Consider the following 17,847-nt stretch of genomic DNA (forward strand, 5'->3'; position numbering starts at 1 on the left):
GGGGCCCGGCTCTACAATGGACGCCATGAGCATTCCAGAGCTTTCCCCCGAGCGGGCGCGCGCGCGCGTGGCCCATGGTGCGGTGCTGATCGACGTGCGCGAGGCGCACGAGCGGGCCGGCGGCATGGCCGAGGGCGCGCGTGGCGTGGCCAAGGCTGAACTCCTGGACGACCCCGCCGCACACCTGCCGCTGCCGGAACAGGAAATCCTGCTGATCTGCCAGAGCGGCAAGCGCTCGGCCGATGCGGCGCAAGCGCTGCTGGATGCGGGCTATACGAACGTGAGCTCCGTTGCCGGCGGCACCGTGGCCTGGCGCGAGCAGGCGCTGCCGCTGGTGCAGCCACTGACCAGCGCCACCGACCGCGATTTCTACGACCGCTATTCGCGTCACCTGCTGCTGCCGCAGGTGGGTGAGGCTGGCCAGCGCCGCCTGCAGCAGGCGCGGGTGCTGGTGCTGGGCGCGGGTGGCCTGGGCGCGCCGGCTGGCTTCTACCTGGCGGCCGCCGGGGTAGGCCACCTGCGCTTCGCCGACCACGACCGTGTCGAGCGCAGCAACCTGCACCGGCAGATCGTGCATACCGAGGCCAGCGTCGGCCAGCTGAAGGTTGATTCGGCACGTGAGCGGCTGCTGGCGTTGAACCCGTCCATCGAGGTCGAGGCCGTGCCCGAGCGGGTCACCTCGGAGAACGTGGACCGCCTGCTGCAGGATGTTGACGTGGTGCTGGACGGTTCGGACAACTTCCCGCTGCGCTACCTGCTCAACGACGCCTGCATCAAGCACGCCACGCCGATGGTCTACGCCGCCATCGAGCGTTTCGATGGCCAGGTGAGCGTGTTCGATGCCGGCCGCCAGCGCGGCGAGGCGCCGTGCTATCGCTGCCTGTTCCCGGAGCCGCCGCCGCCGGAGTTCGCGCCCAACTGTTCCGAGGCCGGGGTGCTGGGCGTGCTGCCCGGGCTGGCGGGTGTGCTGCAGGCCACCGAGGTGCTGAAGCTGCTGCTGGGCATCGGCGAACCGTTGGTGGGGCGCCTGCTGCGCTTTGACGCGCTCGGCATGCGCTTCCGCGAGACCCGCATCAGCCCCGACCCGCAGTGCGCGGTGTGCGCGCCGGGCGTGCCGTTCCCGGGGTACATCGATTACGCCGCGTTCTGTCGGGGCGGGTGAACCCGGTAGCGCCGGGCCATGCCCGGCGAGCGCAGCGGCGCGCGCAGGTACAGCCGCCGGGCATGGCCCGGCGCTACCGGTTATGGTTTCGGGATGATGCCCGGGGCCACTCCCGCTATCGTTCCATCTCCAAGACAATAAAACGCAACACACGTGCTATTGCCGTCATCGGTGTTGCTCTATCGTTGAGGCCGATTTCGATTTACGGGGAACCCACCGCATGGCGGTAGAAGCAGCGACCAGCGAGCTGGTCAAGGTCGTCGCCCTGTTGGGCGCAGCGGTGGTAATGGTGCCGCTGTTCCGTCGGCTCGGCCTGGGCTCGGTGCTGGGCTACTTCGCCGCCGGCCTGGCGATCGGCCCGTTCGGGCTGGGCTGGTTCTCCGACCCGCAGGCGATCCTGCATACCGCCGAACTCGGCGTGGTCATGTTCCTGTTCGTCATCGGCCTGGAAATGCGGCCCTCGCACCTGTGGAGCTTGCGCAAGGAAATCTTCGGGCTGGGCACGCTGCAGATCGTCACCTGCGCGCTGGTGCTGACCAGCATCGCCAAGCTGTTCGGGCTGCCGTGGCAGATCGCCTTCATCGGCGCCACCGGTTTCGTGCTGACGTCCACTGCGGTGGTGATGCAGCTGCTGGCCGAGCGTGGCGACATCGCGCTGCCGTCGGGGCAGAAGATCGTCTCGATCCTGCTGTTCGAGGACCTGCTGATCGTGCCGTTGCTGGCGCTGGTCGCGTGGATGGCACCGGCTGCCGGCAGTGCCGATGGCGAGGGCTCGCGCTGGATGTCGGTGGCGATCGGCGTGGGCGCCATCGTCGGCCTGGTGCTGGTCGGCCGCTTCCTGCTCAATCCGCTGTTCCGCGTGCTGGCCGAGTCGAAAGCGCGCGAAGTGATGACCGCCGCCGCGCTGCTGGTGGTGCTGGGCGCGGCGCTGCTGATGCAGCTGTCCGGGTTGTCGATGGCGATGGGCGCGTTCCTGGCGGGCGTGCTGCTGAGCGAATCGACCTTCCGCCACCAGATCGAAGCAGACATCGAACCGTTCCGCGGCATCCTGCTGGGCCTGTTCTTCCTCAGCGTGGGCATGGCGCTGGACCTGGGCGTGGTGGCCGGCAACTGGCCGATGATCCTCGGCCTGGTAGTGGCGCTGATGGCGGCCAAGGCGCTGTGCATCTACGTGGTTGCGCGGTTGATGGGCAGTGACCACGCGCAGGCGCTGGACCGTGGCGTGCTGATGGCGCAGGGCGGCGAATTCGCCTTCGTGCTGTTCTCGGCCGCAGCCAGTGCTGGGGTGATCAGCCTGGACATCAATGCCAACTTCACTGCCGTGGTGGTGCTGTCGATGGCGCTGACGCCGCTGGTGGTGCTGGTCTACAAGCGCGTGGCGCCTACGCCGACCGTAAGTCTGGAAGGCGTGGATACCGCCGATGGCCTGTCCGGCAGCGTGTTGCTGATCGGCTTCGGCCGCTTTGGCCAGGTGGCCAGCCAGTCGCTGCTGGCCCGCGACGTGGACGTGACCATCATCGACAACGATGTGGAGATGATCCACAACGCCGAGCGCTTCGGTTTCAAGATCTATTACGGCGACGGCACCCGGCTGGACGTGCTGCATGCTTCTGGCGCGGGCAGTGCACGGGCGATTGCGGTGTGCGTGAACAATGCCGAGGATGCCGACCGCATCGTCGAACTGGTGGCCCATCAATTCCCGCAGGCCAAGCTGCTGGTGCGCTCGTTCGACCGCGAACATTCGCTGCGGCTGATCCATGCCGGCGTGGACTTCCAGATCCGCGAAACCTTCGAGTCGGCACTGCTGTTCGGGCAGGCGGCACTGGTGGAACTGGGCGCGGACGAAGACGATGCGCGCGAGATTGCCGAGCAGATCCGCGAGCGCGATGCCGAGCGCTTCGAACTGGAAATGGCCGGTGGCAGCCTGAGGGCCGGCGCGCACATGGTGTTCGGCAGCGCGCTGCCCGGTGTGCCGACGCCGACGCCGTTTACCGCGCCCAAGCGCAAGGCACGCACGCTCAATGCGGATGAAGTGCCGGAAGAAGAAGAGGAATGACCGTCACGCGCCGCGCTTCGCGCTCGCCGGGCATGGCCCGGCGCTACCGGGGCGTCGCGCGATTCGGTGGGTAGCGCCGGGCGACGCCCGGCGAGCACAGCGGGCGCAGCAATCCGGTAGCGCCGGGCCATGCCCGGCGAGCGCAGCGGGCGCAGCAATCCGGTATCGCCGGGCCATGCCCGGCGAGCGCAGCGGGCGCAGCAATCCGGTAGCGCCGGGCCATGCCCGGCGAGCGCAGCGGGCGCAGCAATCCGGTAGCGCTGGGCCATGCCCGGCGAGCGCAGCGGTGGGCGAGGGGGCGTGAATCGGGGACAATAGCGTCCCCGCCGCCCCACGCCCGCACCCGATGACCGACTCCGCCCCCCAGCTTCCTGCCCGCATCCTCGATGGCCGCCGTATCGCCGAGGACCTGCTCGACAGCCTGAAGGTGCGGGTCGACGCCCGTGTCGCCGCCGGTGGCAGCCGCCCGGGCCTGGCCGTGGTGCTGGTGGGGGGCGACCCGGCCTCGACCGTGTACGTGCGCAACAAGCGCCGCGCAGCCGAGAAGGTGGGCATCGAAGCCTATGACTACGACCTGCCGGCCGGCACCACCGAGGCCGAGCTGCTCGACCTGATCGACCAGCTCAACGCCGACCCGAAGATCAACGGGATCCTGATCCAGCTGCCGCTGCCGGGCATTCCCGATGCGCGCCGGCTGATCCAGCGCATCGACCCGCGCAAGGACGTGGACGGCTTCCATCCGGAAAACGTCGGCCATCTGGCCCTGCGCGAGTTCGGCCTGCGCCCGTGCACCCCGCGCGGCATCACCACGCTGCTGGGCCACACCGACCAACCGGTGCGCGGCCGCAACGCCACCATCGTCGGCGTCAGCAACCACGTTGGCCGGCCGATGGGCCTGGAGCTGCTGATTGCCGGCTGCACCGTGACCAGCTGCCACAAGTTCACCCCCAAGGACGTGCTGGAACAGGCCGTGCGCAACGCCGACATCCTGGTGGTGGCGGTGGGCCGGCCGGGCATCGTGCCGGGCGAGTGGGTGAAGCCGGGCGCGGTGGTGATCGACGTTGGCATCAACCGCCTGGATGACGGCCGGTTGGTGGGCGATGTCGGGTTCGAGGCCGCAGCGCAGCGGGCGAGCTGGATCACCCCGGTGCCGGGTGGAGTAGGCCCGATGACCGTGGCCACGCTGATGCAGAACACGTTGGAAGCGGCGGAAGCCGGGAACTGACCGCGCCTGGGACTGTTCTTCCGTGGATGGGTGTCTTTTGTAGGGTGGGTGTCTTTTGTGGGTGGGTGCCGACCGTTGGTCGGCACAATGCCAGAAGGTGGGATTCCTGCTGGGGTATGGGTGTCTGATGGACAGTGCGGACCAACGGTCCGCACCCACCAAGGGCGGAGTGCACCCACCAAGGGCGGAGGTCCTGAACAGATCTTCGCCCGCGCGACACTGCGTCGCATCTACCCCCTGCCACAGGCCGCGAAAACAGGGTAAAATGTCGCGCTTCCCCACATCTCGGGTATGCCGATGCTGCGCATCCAGGCTGAAGCACTCACTTACGACGACGTCTCGCTCGTCCCCGCTCATTCGACCATCCTGCCCAAGGACGTCAACCTCGAAACGCGGTTGACGCGCGACCTGAAGCTCAAGCTTCCGATCCTGTCGGCCGCCATGGATACCGTCACCGAAGCACGCCTGGCCATCGCCATGGCACAGCTGGGTGGCATGGGCATCATCCACAAGAACCTGAGCGTGGAGCAGCAGGCCGCCGAAGTGGCCAAGGTCAAGAAGTTCGAGGCCGGCGTCATCCGCGACCCGATCACCGTCGGCCCGGAAACCACCATCCGCGACGTGCTGGCCCTGACCCAGGCACACAACATCTCCGGCGTGCCGGTGGTGGGCAGCGACGGCCTGCTGGCCGGCATCGTGACCCATCGCGACATGCGCTTCGAGACCGAGCTGGACGATCCGGTCCGCCACATCATGACCAAGAAGGATCGCCTGATCACGGTCAAGGAAGGCGCCGCGTCTGATGAGGTGCTGCAGCTGCTGCACCGCAACCGCATCGAAAAGGTGCTGGTGGTCAACGATGATTTCGCCCTGCGTGGCCTGATCACCGTCAAGGACATCCAGAAGAACACCGACTTCCCGAACGCTGCCAAGGACATCGCCACCCGCCTGCTGGTCGGCGCGGCCGTCGGCGTGGGCGGCGATACCGACCGCCGCGTGGAAGCGCTGGTGGCTGCCGGCGTGGACGTGATCGTGGTCGATACCGCGCACGGCCATTCGCAGGGCGTGCTGGACCGCGTCAGCTGGGTCAAGAAGAACTTCCCGAACGTGCAGGTCATCGGCGGCAACATCTGCACCGGTGAAGCCGCGCTGGCGCTGCTGGACAGCGGCGCGGACGCAGTGAAGGTGGGCATCGGCCCGGGCTCGATCTGCACCACCCGCGTGGTGGCAGGCGTGGGCGTGCCGCAGATCACCGCGATCGACCTGGTGGCCGAAGCGCTGCAGGACCGCATCCCGCTGATCGCCGACGGTGGCATTCGCTACTCCGGCGACATCGGCAAGGCACTGGCCGCCGGTGCCTCCACCATCATGATTGGTGGCCTGCTGGCCGGTACCGAGGAATCGCCGGGCGAAACCGAGCTGTTCCAGGGCCGTTCGTACAAGAGCTACCGCGGCATGGGCTCGCTGGCTGCGATGGAGAAGGGGTCCAAGGACCGCTACTTCCAGGACGCCGCCACCGCCGACAAGCTGGTGCCCGAAGGCATTGAAGGCCGCGTGCCGTACCGCGGCCCGGTGGGCGGCATCATCCACCAGCTGATGGGCGGCCTGCGCGCCACCATGGGCTACGTGGGTTGCGCCACCGTCGAGGACATGCGCAGCAAGCCCAAGTTCGTGAAGATCAGCGGCGCCGGCCAGCGTGAGAGCCACGTCCACGACGTGACGATCACCAAAGAGCCGCCGAACTACCGCTCCTGATGCGATTCCGCACCGTCCTTGCGGTCACGAGCAGCCTGCTGATGGCAGGCTGCTCGTTGTCCGAACCGCCGCCGCGCTCCGGGTCTCCGGGCGCGGCGGTTTCGCAATTGCAGGACGTGCAGGCGTGTTCAACGGCATTTTCGCTGCCCGCCGGATGGCGCGTGCAGCCGCTGGGCGAAGAGCGTTGGATGCTGCACGGCACCGGCGCGCGCCCGCTGCAGGTAACACTGCAGTGCCAAACGTTTTCGCTCGATGGGCCTGCCGACCCGGTGCTGGAGCCCGTGCTGGGCCCGCTGGATACGGCGGCCATGAATGCCAAGCGCATCTACTGGGGCACGCCCACCGAGCCGCGCCATCAGGCAGTGGCAATCGAACGGCGCTGGATGGAAGGCTCGGAAGTGCAGGAAGCGGTCGAGCTGCCACGCATGGTCGAAGATCCGGCCGGTGCGCCGCACGCGCTGCTGATGCTGCGCTGGGACGAGGCAGATGCCTCACATATTCAACAACGCGAGGCACTCATCGCCTCGTTGACGCAGAGCCTTGAAGCTTCAGGCGCAGCGAAGAACACCACTGGAACGGCACCATGACCAACATCCATAACGACAAGATCCTCATCCTCGATTTCGGCGCGCAGTACACGCAGCTGATCGCCCGCCGCATCCGCGAGCTGGGCGTCTACTGCGAAATCTGGGCGTGGGACCACAACCCGGAGGAGATCGCCGGCTTCGGCGCCAAGGGCATCATCCTGTCCGGTGGCCCGGAATCGACCACGCTGCCGGGCGCGCCCGCCGCGCCGCAGGAAGTGTTCGACAGCGGCCTGCCGATCTTCGGCATCTGCTACGGCATGCAGACCCTGGCCGCGCAGCTGGGCGGTGCCACCGAAGCGGCTGACCAGCGCGAGTTCGGCCACGCCGAAGTGAACGTGATAAACCCGGACGCGCTGTTCAAGGGCCTGAGCGACCACGGCGGCGAGCCGAAGCTGAATGTCTGGATGAGCCACGGCGACCACGTTTCCGTTGCGCCGCCGGGCTTCACCATCACCGCCACCACCGACCGCATTCCGGTGGCCGCCATGGCCAACGAAGAAAAGCGCTGGTACGGCGTGCAGTTCCACCCGGAAGTGACCCACACCTTGCAGGGTCAGGCGCTGCTGCGCCGCTTCGTGGTGGACGTGTGCGGCTGCCAGACCCTGTGGACCGCCGCCAACATCATTGACGACCAGATCGCCCGTGTGCGCGAACAGGTGGGCGATGACGAAGTGATCCTGGGCCTGTCCGGCGGCGTCGATTCGTCCGTGGTGGCTGCGCTGCTGCACAAGGCCATCGGCGAGAAGCTGACCTGCGTGTTCGTGGACACCGGCCTGCTGCGCTGGCAGGAAGGCGACCAGGTGATGGCGATGTTTGCCGAGCACATGGGCGTGAAGGTGGTGCGCGTGAATGCCGCCGACCGTTACTTCAGCGCGCTGGAAGGCGTGAGCGACCCGGAAGCCAAGCGCAAGATCATCGGCAACCTGTTCGTTGAGATCTTCGACGAAGAGTCGAACAAGCTGAAGAACGCCAAGTGGCTGGCGCAGGGCACCATCTACCCGGACGTGATCGAGTCGGCCGGCAGCAAGACCGGCAAGGCGCATGTGATCAAGAGCCACCACAACGTGGGTGGCCTGCCGGAGCACATGAAGCTGGGCCTGGTGGAGCCGCTGCGCGAGCTGTTCAAGGACGAAGTGCGCCGCCTGGGCGTTGAACTGGGCCTGCCGCGCACCATGGTCTACCGCCATCCGTTCCCGGGCCCGGGCCTGGGCGTGCGTATCCTGGGCGAAGTGAAGCGCGAGTACGCCGAACTGCTGGCCAAGGCCGATGCCATCTTCATTGATGAGCTGCGCAAGGCGGATCTGTACGACAAGACCAGCCAGGCGTTTGCCGTGTTCCTGCCGGTGAAGTCGGTGGGCGTGGTGGGCGACGCGCGTGCGTATGAGTGGGTGATTGCGCTGCGGGCCGTGGAGACGATTGACTTCATGACGGCACATTGGGCGCATCTGCCGTATGAGTTCCTGGGGACGGTGAGTAACCGGATCATCAATGAGTTGCGGGGGGTGTCGCGGGTTGTCTATGACATCTCGGGGAAGCCGCCGGCGACTATTGAGTGGGAATGAGTTGAAAGAACGAGGGCGCCGAGAGGCGCCCTTGTTGTTGAATTGATTCACATCTCTCAGTTATAGATCAACTTTGGTGTTTGCTGAGGGACGAGAGCTGGTGAGGCGCTTCGATTAGTGCCGAAAAGCGAGGCGGGTTCGGACAACTAGTGCCCACTTGATCTCCAACGGTCGCCTATGTTCATGACTGCTATGGACCGGAACTCGACTCGCGTCTTGTTTGGAACCTTGACGTTCGGTGTCGGCGATAGAACGCTATGCGACTCAGAATGGATATCTACACTTCTACCCGCTCGAGTTTGCAACGGTTGCTGGGCTTGCCGATGGGCTCGGTCACGTGCTGGCTTGTTAGACGAATCCTGACACCCTAAGATCGAGCTGTCCTGCGGGGGCGTGGTGCTCCTTGGGTTGGTCGTATAACCGGATCCATTGGTCCGCCTATTAAGTATATGCCCCCCTATGTCAGTTACGCCTTGGTCACAGGAAGATTTCCGTCTGGTAATTGGCTCTTCCGTCATCGACTTCGATCCGAGGAAGGAGTGCGAGAATCGAGCTAAACATAAGTACTCCTTGGCTAGTGAAATCGACATTTTTCAGAGGCTGCTACTGCCCGTCGTTTCAAGCCCTATATGCACCCGCAATGCCTCAACCCAGACGGAGCGACGCCATGAACACCTTGCCGTCGACAGTGACGGAAAAGTCGTTTTATCGTTATCACCATTCGCAATGACAAAACAATCCGCGTCATCTCCCTCTGCCGCGCAAGTGATGACGAGCGTGTACTGTTCCAGCAGGTAACTGGATATGCGCAGGTGGATCGCGCCTGATGGCTAGTTCAAGCCCAAGCGGTCAGGTTCGCGGCTTAAATCAAGTGCTAGAGCTAAATAAGGGGGGGTGATGGTAAAAATTATACAGCGGCGATTCGAAGAGCTGTCCGAGCAGCTTTCAAGCCTTGCAGATACCATGCAGGTCAAGCATAGCGAGTATTCTGGTCCTTATGAGGAAGTCGATTCAGAGCAATTTCTCAATTGGCGCGTCAAGGCTCGGAGCTTGATCGGTAACGCTTGCGGTCGGGAGTCCGAACACTACAAGTCCTTTATTGTGGCCGAAGAGCCCAATTCATACTCCGGCAACTACGAGAACCTAAAGGATCTGCGAGCCGTGTTCACTGCTGCGCGGGAGGATTTCGAAGGAGGCTATCTCTTTTCAGTTAGGAGCTTGGTTCAGGCTGAAATTGCGGACTCCGAGCTGGAGCAAGCCAGAGAGTTGAATAGTTCGGGTTACACATCTGCAGCGGCTGTAGTTGCAGGCGTGGTTCTGGAGACAATGCTGCGTACGCTATGCGATTCGCTGAGCCTTTCGCACGGTAAGCTGGACAAAATGAACGCTGATCTCGTTAAGGCTGGCCGCTACAACAGTCTTACGCAAAAGCGGATTACCGCCTTAGCAGCGATCCGTAACAGCGCTGCTCATGGGAAGGTCACCGAGTTCACTGCTGCCGATGTCTCCGCAATGATTGCCGACGTCGAGCGATTTGCCCAGCAACTATTGCCGTGATTTCAGTAACCGTCGAGGGTCGCTGTTTCTTGAGGATGGCTTTGTTTTGCAGGGTGACGTGATTTCAGATCTTAACGTTTGCTATTGGTGCGTGGCAGCTAAAGTTAACGAGTTACACAAGTTAAGTTGCAGTTGCTGACACTGTGAACGATCACCTCCATGTGCGGGGTGTTATCCGATCAATATGATATGCCTCCGATTCAAAGGTTGCTTCGAAGTTGCGGCTAATGCACTGGCTAAAACAGAGGGTGCTGTTCTGGAATGCATGCATCGCTTTTTGCAGCTAAACGTAAAGGAATACAGAAGGTCATGAGAAGATCGATCAATTTAATATCCTTGGTGCAAGCAAAAGAATTTCTTGGGCCGACTACCTATGATAAATATCTTGGTCGGCATGGTATCGCTATGCGCAATGATGAAATTTCGGATCTGCGTTCGATGATTGAAGAATTGCGTGCCGATTGCCCTGGCGGTCAAATATTTGACGGGTACCATGTGGGCTATGAGATACCGCAAATTGGCAAGGAGTTTGATCTATTAAGGTTTGGTGATAACTATAGCGTCAATTTGGAGGTTAAGTCTGATTGCGATCTGCATAAGATGCAGCGACAGCTTTTGCGTAACAAATACTATCTAAGTTATCTTGAGGTGAAGTTCTACTTTGTATCTTACTCATCAGCTGCCGGTAAATTTTTCGCGCTCGATGATGAGGGGATTCTCATTGAAGTGACTGCTTCTGATGTCAGCAATTTGCTTTCATCCCAGGTGGTGGAAGATAGGTTGCCAATAGATGAGCGCTTTAATCCATCTAATTATCTAGTATCACCGTTCAACTCCCCTGGAAAATTCTTGTCGGGTCAGTACTTTTTGACTGGTCAGCAGGAGGATGTACGGCGTCAAGTATTCGCATTGCTTGACGGAAATTCGCCCAGTGTCTTCATTGCGCTGACAGGTGCCGCTGGTACAGGGAAGACTTTGCTAGCCTACGATATCGTTAAAAAAAAGATCCGGACTGCGCTTGTCGTCCATTGCGGAAAGCTTAACGACGGACATGCTGCATTAATAAATGAAGGGTGGCGAATAATATCAATTCGAGATCTGGCTCGTGAGAATCTGGGCGATTTTGATTGTATCTTGCTCGACGAGGCTCAGCGAATTAGGCCGGCACAGTTCACAAGTGTCGTCGAGGGGGTTGTGGCGAATGGCGGTCGTTGCATCTTCTCTTATGATCGCTCACAGACGCTAGCTGATCATGAGACTATGAGCGATATTGGTTCAATGATCGAATCCATTCGGGGTATTTCGAAATTCTCTTTATCAGAGAAGATTCGCACCAATAAGGAAATCGCAAGCTTCATAAAAGCCTTTGTGAGGAAGAATAGGGGGATCAAGATTCCCGATTCCGGTAACATTCAGTTGATATATTTCAATAACAATGAAGATGCTATCCGTCACGTTACTTCTTTGAATGAGTGTGACTGGAAAGTGATAAAATTTACTCCGTCACAGTATAATCGTGAGCATCATTCAACCTATTCAAGTGGAGTCTTGACAACTTCCCATGATGTCATCGGGCAGGAGTTTGATGGAGTGGTTGTTATGGTTGATGCGTTTTTTGATTACAATGAGGAAGGTACGCTTGTATACGGGGGTGGTGCATATTACCAGCCTGCTAAAATGATTTTTCAGAATATGACTCGTGCGAGAAGTAGGCTTCAAGTTATTATTATAAATAACCAGCGGATGCTCGATGCATGCATGAATATCTTCCTCTGATCCGCTCCTCGGCGACTGGGTGTCCTTTGTAAGTTTGTCTGTGTTGGGTCGGTTACTCCGACCTAACCTCCCGACAAGCCCACTCAGCCAATCCCCGGCAAGCCAGAAACAGGCCATCCACAACCCCCTCATCCAAATGCCGCTCTGGCTCCGCTGCCACCCGGCAGCGGTCGGCCGAATGCAACACCTCCAGCACCGTCAGCAGCCCCACCAACGCTCGCTCGGTTCTCGCCAGGCTCACGCGGCGGCCGGGTGACACATCGTTCTCCGGCCAGGGCAGGCCATCGGCGCCCTCGCAACCGCGCATGCGCTTGAGAATGCCCAAGAAGGTGCTCAGGTCCGGCAGTGGGGTGTCGTCGTTGATGGGCTCAACAGCGGCGTACGAGGAGAAGGTGTCGGATTCGTTCATGGCGTCGGCTTCCGTAGCTGTGCTTAACAGCGCCACCGCGTAAGCGGGGTGGCGGACGGTGCGGGTTCCAAACCGGGATGAAGTAGCGTCATAGACCGGCGGGCCCGAAAGCCCCCACGCACCGCCCGCCATAGGCCGACGGATTGCCCGCCGGCACCGGTTAAGGACGGTGCCGACGGGCAAGCGTAAACAACTGACGCGAACATCATCACGGGTTTGGACGCCCGGCCACCCGTTGTCGGTGGCGCGCCATGGTGTTTACGCCGTCGCTTCGAATGCAAATTGAAATTTGCGAAGAAATCGCGCGATTCGAGAGCGAAGAACTATTGTTGCACGCGCCCTTCGTGCAGCACGCGACGCCACAAGACGCATTCGCGCAGCCGCTATGTTGATTGCGAATCAAAGTGGCGCAATCGCCCGTGCCACAAGCGAATAGTGCGATGGCCTTCTTTGCAACAGTTCTTAGTCGGCCTCGGCAGGGAGCGGCGCCGGATCAGCCGCGTGGTCCGAAAATCGGTTCAAACCCGACACCGCAAGAAGGCATCGCATCCTTAGCCGATGGCGTCCTCAACCACCGCCGCATTCCCCACCAGCAACTCAATCATCGCCCGTGCCGCCGCCGACTGACGCCGATGCGGCGCATAGATCACCGAAAACGGTCGCGACCGCCCCCGCAACCGCGGCAGCACCTCAACTAGCTCCCCACGCTGCAACCGCTCGCGCACGATGAACTCATAGCTCTGGCAGATGCCGATGCCCTGTTCGGCCAGCGACACCACGCCCAGCACATCGTCAGAGGTCTCGATGGACGAACGCGGCAGCCAGTCCACGTCGCGCGCGCCGTCGCGGAAGATCCAAGGCGCCAGCCGGCCGGTGCGCGGCATCACGAAGGGCAGGCACAGGTGCTGCTGCAGATCGTCCAGCGTCTGCGGCGTGCCGCGGCGCTGCAGGTAGTCCGGCGCTGCCATCAGCAGCAGCGGCGCATCTTCCAGTTTGCGCGCCACCAGCCCGCTGTCCGGTAGCTGGCCCAGGCGGATGGCCAGGTCGAAGCCTTCGGCCACCAGGTCCACGTTGCGGTTGGTGATGTTCAGTTCCACCTGCACCTGCGGGTACTGCTGCGCAAAGCGCGCCAGCACGGGCGGCAGCCGGTAGTGGCCATAGGTGGTGGGCACGCTCAGGCGCACGCGGCCGGCCAGCGCGCCGTCCTGGCCCTGTACGTCGCGCTCGGCGTCGTCCAGCAGGCCGAAGGCGGTGCGCACCTGTTCCCGGTAGAGCCGCCCGGCGTCGGTCAGGCCCACGCGGCGGGTGGTCCGCTGCAGCAGCTGCCGGCCCAGCCGCGCTTCCAGGCGGGTGACCGCGCGGCTCAGCACCGAGGGCGTGGTGGACAGCGCCACCGCGCCGGCCGTGAACGAGCCGTGCTCGACCACCGCCAGGAACACCTCCACATCGCCCAGGTAGTCGAATTTGCGGCTCATTTGGCTCTCCGGGGAACAGATGTTTTGCGATGGGGCCAATTTATCGCCGCTGGGGCGATGAATAAAGTGGCGGCCATTCCCCGATTAGGAGCTCCCCATGAACCTGATGACCCGGCTGGCCGCCGCGCTGGCCCTGACCCTGGCCGCCACCGGCGCGCATGCTGCCAACGTGCTGGTGGTGCTGTCCGACGAAAATCACCTGGACCTGAAGGACGGCAAGGTGCTGTCCACCGGCTTCTATCTCAACGAGCTGATGCAGCCGGTCAAGCTGCTGCTGGATGCGGGCCACGAGGTGACCTTCGCCACGCCGCAGGGGCGGGCGCCGACGGTGGATGCGTCCTCGGTGACGCCGGCGTACTTCGGCAACGATGCCGCGCAGTTGAAGTTGCACAAGGATCTGCTGGAGAAACTGGCGCTGACCTCGCCGACCGCCTCGCCGGTGGTCAGCCTGGCGCGCATCGAGCAGCAGGGCTACGCGCGCTTCGATGCGGTCTACATTCCCGGTGGCCACGCGCCAATGCAGGACCTGCTGAAGAGCCCGGCGCTGGGCCGGCTGCTGGCCGACTTCCACCAGCGCAACAAGACCACCGCGCTGGTCTGCCACGGGCCGATCGCGCTGCTGTCCACGCTGCCGGATGCAGATGGTTTCGTGGCGAAGCTGGAAGCCGGTGCGTTGCCGGCCACGCCGAAGTGGATCTACAGCGGCTACCAGATGACGGTGATCAGCAACCAGGAAGAAGAGCAGGCCAAGCCGCTGCTGGGCGGCGGCGAGATGAAGTTCTACCCGCAGACCGCGTTGCAGCGGGCGGGTGCGCGGTTCAGCAGCAATGCCACGCCGTGGACGGGGCATGTGGTGGTGGACCGTGAGTTGATTACCGGGCAGAACCCGGCTTCGGCGTTGGAGGTGGGGCAGCGGTTGGTGGAGCGGTTGAGGTAAGGCCGGGTTACAAAGCAGGTTGCCCGCCTTGGGGGCCGAGGGGCCAGTTCCTCGGCCTGTGTATGGAGATATCGACGTGGCCCTTACAGGAGGAATCAGCCCGCCACGCGCGCAGTTCCTGACAGATCTTTTATTTCGGAAAGCGCGTGACGCGTCAGTGCCCAATCGCCGGCGTGCCTGATCGCCACGCCTCCCGCCGCTGTCCAAGCATCACAGTTCTCTTTGAAATCGTCGATCAGAACATCGCCCGGCTGGTGCATGAAGAGAGGCTTATGCCTGCCGCCGAGCACAGGCAACACCAAGCAGGTTGCTGACAAGTGTTCGCGAACCCACTGTCGCTTCTGCATCGCAGCGAGCGGATAGTTCGATTTCGGACAGGCAGTGAGAATCACCGGATTCAAGTGGTGGATGCTGTGGAAGAACTCCACTGCACCATGCATCGGCGGAAGGTCGCGGAAGAATGACGGGTGGTTGTTGATGTGCCCCCACATTTCATCGTCGGCGAGCAAGCGATGGTCCAGGCCAAAAAGGGCAGGAAATGCCGCGTCGAAGTCAGCCATCACACCATCAAGATCCACATAGATTGTGCGTCTGGGTGCACTCGATCCATCTGGGTGCTGCTTCGCGAGCGGGTCCATCATCGGTATCGACTTCACATCATCTGCGTTCATTGCAGAGTTCTCCTCTCAAGAGTGGGCTTTCTTCTTCATCCGTTACCCGCTAGCGGGGCAAAGTGCTTGGCGATTGCGACAAACATGGCAGCAGTCACGATGCTGCCGGCGTCGGTCCAGGGCGAAAGGGGGATGGCCTGCAACCCCCGCCAATGCGGAACGCCAGAGTGTCTTTTGAGTCCATCCGGCGCTGCTGCAACAGGACAGTGCGCCGCGCCGTAACAACACAATACGAGCACCACCAGCCAGAATTGAAGCTGAGATGGAACTCGCATCACGGCGTCGCCCACCGGCTGATGCCGTAATCGGCACGCTTGAATTGCGGTTTATATCGCGGCGCTTCTTCAAATGCCTGCCGAGTGGCTGCTCTGGCCTCTGGCCAAGACGCGGCCCGCACCCACTGGCTCATTTCGCCAACCAAGGAGCAATCTGGCGCGCCGGTGATTGGATAATCCCCGATCGCTGTGGAAAGGTCGAACGGGGATATACCTGTGGCGCTCGCCCCAGACTCAATCCAAGGACGTCACTGAAAATGGATGCTCAGGCCGACTCAATATAGCACCCGACCAGCGCGATCATCATGCCAAAGCATGTGTGTGCTGTACGCGCCCTTGGTCGCGGCTGAAACTGGCGGCGGACCCGGACTGCTATCTTTCCAAGAAGGGCGGCAGCCATTACAGCGCGCTGTTCGAGGGTAATGGCGAGCGGGTGCAGTTGCCGGACGCGGCTGCCCTGGCGGAGAAGGCGAAGCTGGCGCAGACGATCACTGCGCGGGCTGAGCTTATCCAGCCAGAGGATACGGACAACCCGGGGGCTGGGACGGCGGCCGGGTAGGTGCTGGGTGCGGCGTTGGTGCCTGTGACGGTTCCGGTGTTTGTGCTGAGCCTGCCGTTTTTGGGGTCGGATCATTGGAAGTGATGCGTTGAGTGGGAGCAATCCACGCGTGGCGTGGATCTACTGAGGCTGCGGGATGAATTGAGGGAGGCCGTCAGTCGGGGGCCATGGCAGCAGCTACACTGGCTGCCTACGCCCGATGGAAGCTCGCCCATGTTCAATGGAAAAGTTGCGGTGGTTACCGGCTCTACCAGCGGTATCGGTCTTGGCATTGCCACGGCGCTGGCGCGGCAAGGTGCCGACATCGTGCTGAATGGCTTTGGCGATGCGGCGGAGATCGAGAAAATCCGCTTCAGCTTGGAATCCGAGTTCGGTGTACAGGTGGCGCACGACGGCGCCGACCTGTCTCGCGGCGACGCCGTTCGGGACATGATCGACCACGCCGTGGCGAAGATGGGGCGCATCGACATTCTGGTGAACAACGCAGGTATCCAGCACACCGCGTCGATCGAGGAATTTCCCGTCGAGAAGTGGGATGCGATCCTCGCGCTGAATCTGTCTGCGGTGTTCCACTCAACGGCGGCGGCTTTGCCCTACATGAAGCAGCAGGGATCCGGCCGCATCATCAATATCGCGTCGGTGCATGGACTGGTTGGCTCGGTGAACAAGTCCGCCTATGTGGCGGCTAAGCATGGCGTGGTGGGATTCACCAAGGTGACCGCGCTGGAGAACGCCGGCACGGGCATCACCGCCAACGCCATCTGCCCGGGGTGGGTGCGAACTGCGCTGGTCGAGCAGCAGATCACCGCTTTGGCGGAGCGCGAGGGAACGGATCAGGAGTCCGCCGCTCGCGCGCTGCTGGCCGAGAAACAGCCCTCGTTGCAGTTCGTGACGCCTGAGCAGCTGGGGGAAATGGTGGTGTTCCTGGCCTCGGACGCGGCGGCGCAGATTACCGGCACGGCGCTTCCGGTGGATGGCGGCTGGACGGCGCGCTAGCTGCTGGCCGGCTGTGCCCGCCGCTGCAGCATCGGCAGTGCCACCAAGGTGGCAAGGATGGCGAACAGTACCAGCGATGAGCCCACGGTGCCGAAGCCAAGGCCGCCTTTCTCCAGTGGCTTTGTCAGCAGATCGCCGAACGTGGCGCCGAACGGGCGGGTCAGCACGAAGGCGATCCAGAACAGGACCACCCGGTTGATGCCCTTGATACGGGTGGCCAGTGCGGTGAGCGCGATCAGTCCGCCAATCAGCAGTGCGCCACCGATGAAGCCCAGCCCGGAATCATCAGCGAGGAAGTCACCAAGCGCGGTGCCCAGCGTGTTCGAGAACAGGACGGCGGTCCAATAGAACACCTCAGCGCGACCCGAGGCGATGTGGCTGACCGAGATTGATTTTTCCGACCATCGCCATGCCAGCAGCACCAGGGCCAGGCAGCCGGCCAGCAGGCTGGCGCCAGTGGCGTAGCCCAGGCCCAGCGTGCGGTCGAGCAGATCGGAGATGGTGGTGCCGGCGGTGCTGGTGGCCAGTACCACCAACCAGAACAGCAGTGGGTGGAAGCGCGTCGCGGAAAGCTGCAGCGCGAGCAGGCCGGCGAAGATCGCCAGCAGGATGACGGAACTTGTGACGTAGCCCAGCCCCAACGTCATCGACAGTAGATCGCCTGCGGTTTCGCCCAGCGTGGTGGCGGCGATCTTCATCACCCAGAAGGCGAGGGTGACCGCGGCCACTTTGCTATGCAGGGAGTCTGTGCCTGAAACGCTCATCGTGGGTTGCCTGGGATGTATGCGGGCGATGCTGTGATTGAGAGCGTCGGAACGCGGTCGGAACAGGGGTGGGTGTGGGTG

General features: G+C 62.5%; 14 protein-coding genes and 1 pseudogene. 11 read left to right on the top strand and 4 right to left on the bottom strand.

Annotation, left to right across the window (positions count from 1 at the left end; all coding sequences use genetic code 11):
* Nucleotides 1-25 precede the first annotated feature (25 nt).
* The 8 genes from moeB to ACUXVE_RS16300 all read left to right on the top strand — a co-directional run bounded on the left by moeB (nucleotide 26) and on the right by ACUXVE_RS16300 (nucleotide 11,680).
* Nucleotides 26-1,162 carry a molybdopterin-synthase adenylyltransferase MoeB gene (moeB, locus tag ACUXVE_RS16265; protein ID WP_445514798.1) on the top strand — a complete coding sequence of 379 codons (1,137 nt, stop codon included), beginning with the start codon at nucleotides 26-28 and terminating at the stop codon, nucleotides 1,160-1,162.
* Between the two features lie 220 nt (nucleotides 1,163-1,382).
* Nucleotides 1,383-3,218, top strand: a complete 1,836-nt coding sequence (locus tag ACUXVE_RS16270; protein WP_059063917.1) for a monovalent cation:proton antiporter-2 (CPA2) family protein — start codon at nucleotides 1,383-1,385, stop codon at nucleotides 3,216-3,218.
* Between the two features lie 346 nt (nucleotides 3,219-3,564).
* Nucleotides 3,565-4,443 carry a bifunctional methylenetetrahydrofolate dehydrogenase/methenyltetrahydrofolate cyclohydrolase FolD gene (gene folD, locus ACUXVE_RS16275; protein WP_117310191.1) on the top strand — a complete coding sequence of 293 codons (879 nt, stop codon included), beginning with the start codon at nucleotides 3,565-3,567 and terminating at the stop codon, nucleotides 4,441-4,443.
* 297 nt (nucleotides 4,444-4,740) lie between these two features.
* A complete protein-coding gene (gene guaB, locus ACUXVE_RS16280; RefSeq protein ID WP_032976170.1) occupies nucleotides 4,741-6,198 on the top strand; it encodes an IMP dehydrogenase in 1,458 nt (485 codons plus the stop codon).
* Nucleotides 6,198-6,785: a hypothetical protein gene (locus tag ACUXVE_RS16285; RefSeq protein WP_445514799.1), complete on the top strand. Its 588-nt coding sequence runs from the start codon at nucleotides 6,198-6,200 to the stop codon at nucleotides 6,783-6,785. The genes guaB and ACUXVE_RS16285 overlap by 1 nt, the downstream gene beginning before the upstream one ends.
* Nucleotides 6,782-8,347: a glutamine-hydrolyzing GMP synthase gene (gene guaA, locus ACUXVE_RS16290; protein WP_445514800.1), complete on the top strand. Its 1,566-nt coding sequence runs from the start codon at nucleotides 6,782-6,784 to the stop codon at nucleotides 8,345-8,347. Before ACUXVE_RS16285 ends, guaA begins: the two co-directional genes overlap by 4 nt.
* Nucleotides 8,348-9,244: 897 nt before the next feature.
* Nucleotides 9,245-9,904, top strand: coding sequence for a hypothetical protein (locus ACUXVE_RS16295; protein ID WP_445514801.1), 660 nt, complete (start codon nucleotides 9,245-9,247; stop codon nucleotides 9,902-9,904).
* Between the two features lie 309 nt (nucleotides 9,905-10,213).
* Nucleotides 10,214-11,680, top strand: coding sequence for a hypothetical protein (locus tag ACUXVE_RS16300; RefSeq protein WP_445514802.1), 1,467 nt, complete (start codon nucleotides 10,214-10,216; stop codon nucleotides 11,678-11,680).
* Between the two features lie 52 nt (nucleotides 11,681-11,732).
* Here ACUXVE_RS16300 and ACUXVE_RS16305 read toward each other — a convergent pair whose 3' ends face one another.
* Nucleotides 11,733-12,089 carry a hypothetical protein gene (locus ACUXVE_RS16305; RefSeq protein WP_445514803.1) on the bottom strand — a complete coding sequence of 119 codons (357 nt, stop codon included), beginning with the start codon at nucleotides 12,087-12,089 and terminating at the stop codon, nucleotides 11,733-11,735.
* 551 nt (nucleotides 12,090-12,640) lie between these two features.
* Complete coding sequence (locus tag ACUXVE_RS16310; protein ID WP_445514804.1) at nucleotides 12,641-13,564, bottom strand: LysR family transcriptional regulator; 924 nt, start codon at nucleotides 13,562-13,564, stop codon at nucleotides 12,641-12,643.
* 97 nt (nucleotides 13,565-13,661) lie between these two features.
* On the opposite strand from ACUXVE_RS16310, the gene ACUXVE_RS16315 reads away from it, so the two are divergent.
* Nucleotides 13,662-14,501, top strand: a complete 840-nt coding sequence (locus tag ACUXVE_RS16315) for a type 1 glutamine amidotransferase domain-containing protein (RefSeq protein ID WP_445514805.1) — start codon at nucleotides 13,662-13,664, stop codon at nucleotides 14,499-14,501.
* A 95-nt stretch (nucleotides 14,502-14,596) separates the two neighbouring features.
* On the opposite strand, the gene ACUXVE_RS16320 is transcribed toward ACUXVE_RS16315, so the two are convergent.
* Entirely contained in the window at nucleotides 14,597-15,172 is a 576-nt protein-coding gene (locus ACUXVE_RS16320) for a 5' nucleotidase, NT5C type (RefSeq protein WP_445514806.1), read from the bottom strand.
* Between the two features lie 615 nt (nucleotides 15,173-15,787).
* Here ACUXVE_RS16320 and ACUXVE_RS16325 point away from each other — a divergent pair.
* Nucleotides 15,788-16,090 (top strand): annotated as a pseudogene (locus ACUXVE_RS16325) (hypothetical protein); the annotation flags it as partial.
* A 129-nt stretch (nucleotides 16,091-16,219) separates the two neighbouring features.
* Nucleotides 16,220-17,002 (top strand): 3-hydroxybutyrate dehydrogenase, encoded by a 783-nt coding sequence (locus ACUXVE_RS16330; RefSeq protein WP_445514807.1) that lies wholly within the window; start codon nucleotides 16,220-16,222, stop codon nucleotides 17,000-17,002.
* Here ACUXVE_RS16330 and ACUXVE_RS16335 read toward each other — a convergent pair.
* Nucleotides 16,999-17,766, bottom strand: a complete 768-nt coding sequence (locus tag ACUXVE_RS16335; RefSeq protein WP_445514808.1) for a COG4705 family protein — start codon at nucleotides 17,764-17,766, stop codon at nucleotides 16,999-17,001. The two genes, ACUXVE_RS16330 and ACUXVE_RS16335, sit on opposite strands and share 4 nt — an antisense overlap.
* Nucleotides 17,767-17,847 lie beyond the last annotated feature (81 nt).

The organism is Stenotrophomonas sp. 3(2025) (assembly GCF_052665395.1).

Coding starts and splice junctions, on each gene's coding strand:
- moeB (WP_445514798.1), top strand. CDS start 26: ATGAGCATTCCAGAGCTTTCCCCCGAGCGGGCGCGCGCGCGCGTGGCC.
- ACUXVE_RS16270 (WP_059063917.1), top strand. CDS start 1,383: ATGGCGGTAGAAGCAGCGACCAGCGAGCTGGTCAAGGTCGTCGCCCTG.
- folD (WP_117310191.1), top strand. CDS start 3,565: ATGACCGACTCCGCCCCCCAGCTTCCTGCCCGCATCCTCGATGGCCGC.
- guaB (WP_032976170.1), top strand. CDS start 4,741: ATGCTGCGCATCCAGGCTGAAGCACTCACTTACGACGACGTCTCGCTC.
- ACUXVE_RS16285 (WP_445514799.1), top strand. CDS start 6,198: ATGCGATTCCGCACCGTCCTTGCGGTCACGAGCAGCCTGCTGATGGCA.
- guaA (WP_445514800.1), top strand. CDS start 6,782: ATGACCAACATCCATAACGACAAGATCCTCATCCTCGATTTCGGCGCG.
- ACUXVE_RS16295 (WP_445514801.1), top strand. CDS start 9,245: ATGGTAAAAATTATACAGCGGCGATTCGAAGAGCTGTCCGAGCAGCTT.
- ACUXVE_RS16300 (WP_445514802.1), top strand. CDS start 10,214: ATGAGAAGATCGATCAATTTAATATCCTTGGTGCAAGCAAAAGAATTT.
- ACUXVE_RS16305 (WP_445514803.1), bottom strand. CDS start 12,089: ATGAACGAATCCGACACCTTCTCCTCGTACGCCGCTGTTGAGCCCATC.
- ACUXVE_RS16310 (WP_445514804.1), bottom strand. CDS start 13,564: ATGAGCCGCAAATTCGACTACCTGGGCGATGTGGAGGTGTTCCTGGCG.
- ACUXVE_RS16315 (WP_445514805.1), top strand. CDS start 13,662: ATGAACCTGATGACCCGGCTGGCCGCCGCGCTGGCCCTGACCCTGGCC.
- ACUXVE_RS16320 (WP_445514806.1), bottom strand. CDS start 15,172: ATGAACGCAGATGATGTGAAGTCGATACCGATGATGGACCCGCTCGCG.
- ACUXVE_RS16330 (WP_445514807.1), top strand. CDS start 16,220: ATGTTCAATGGAAAAGTTGCGGTGGTTACCGGCTCTACCAGCGGTATC.
- ACUXVE_RS16335 (WP_445514808.1), bottom strand. CDS start 17,766: ATGAGCGTTTCAGGCACAGACTCCCTGCATAGCAAAGTGGCCGCGGTC.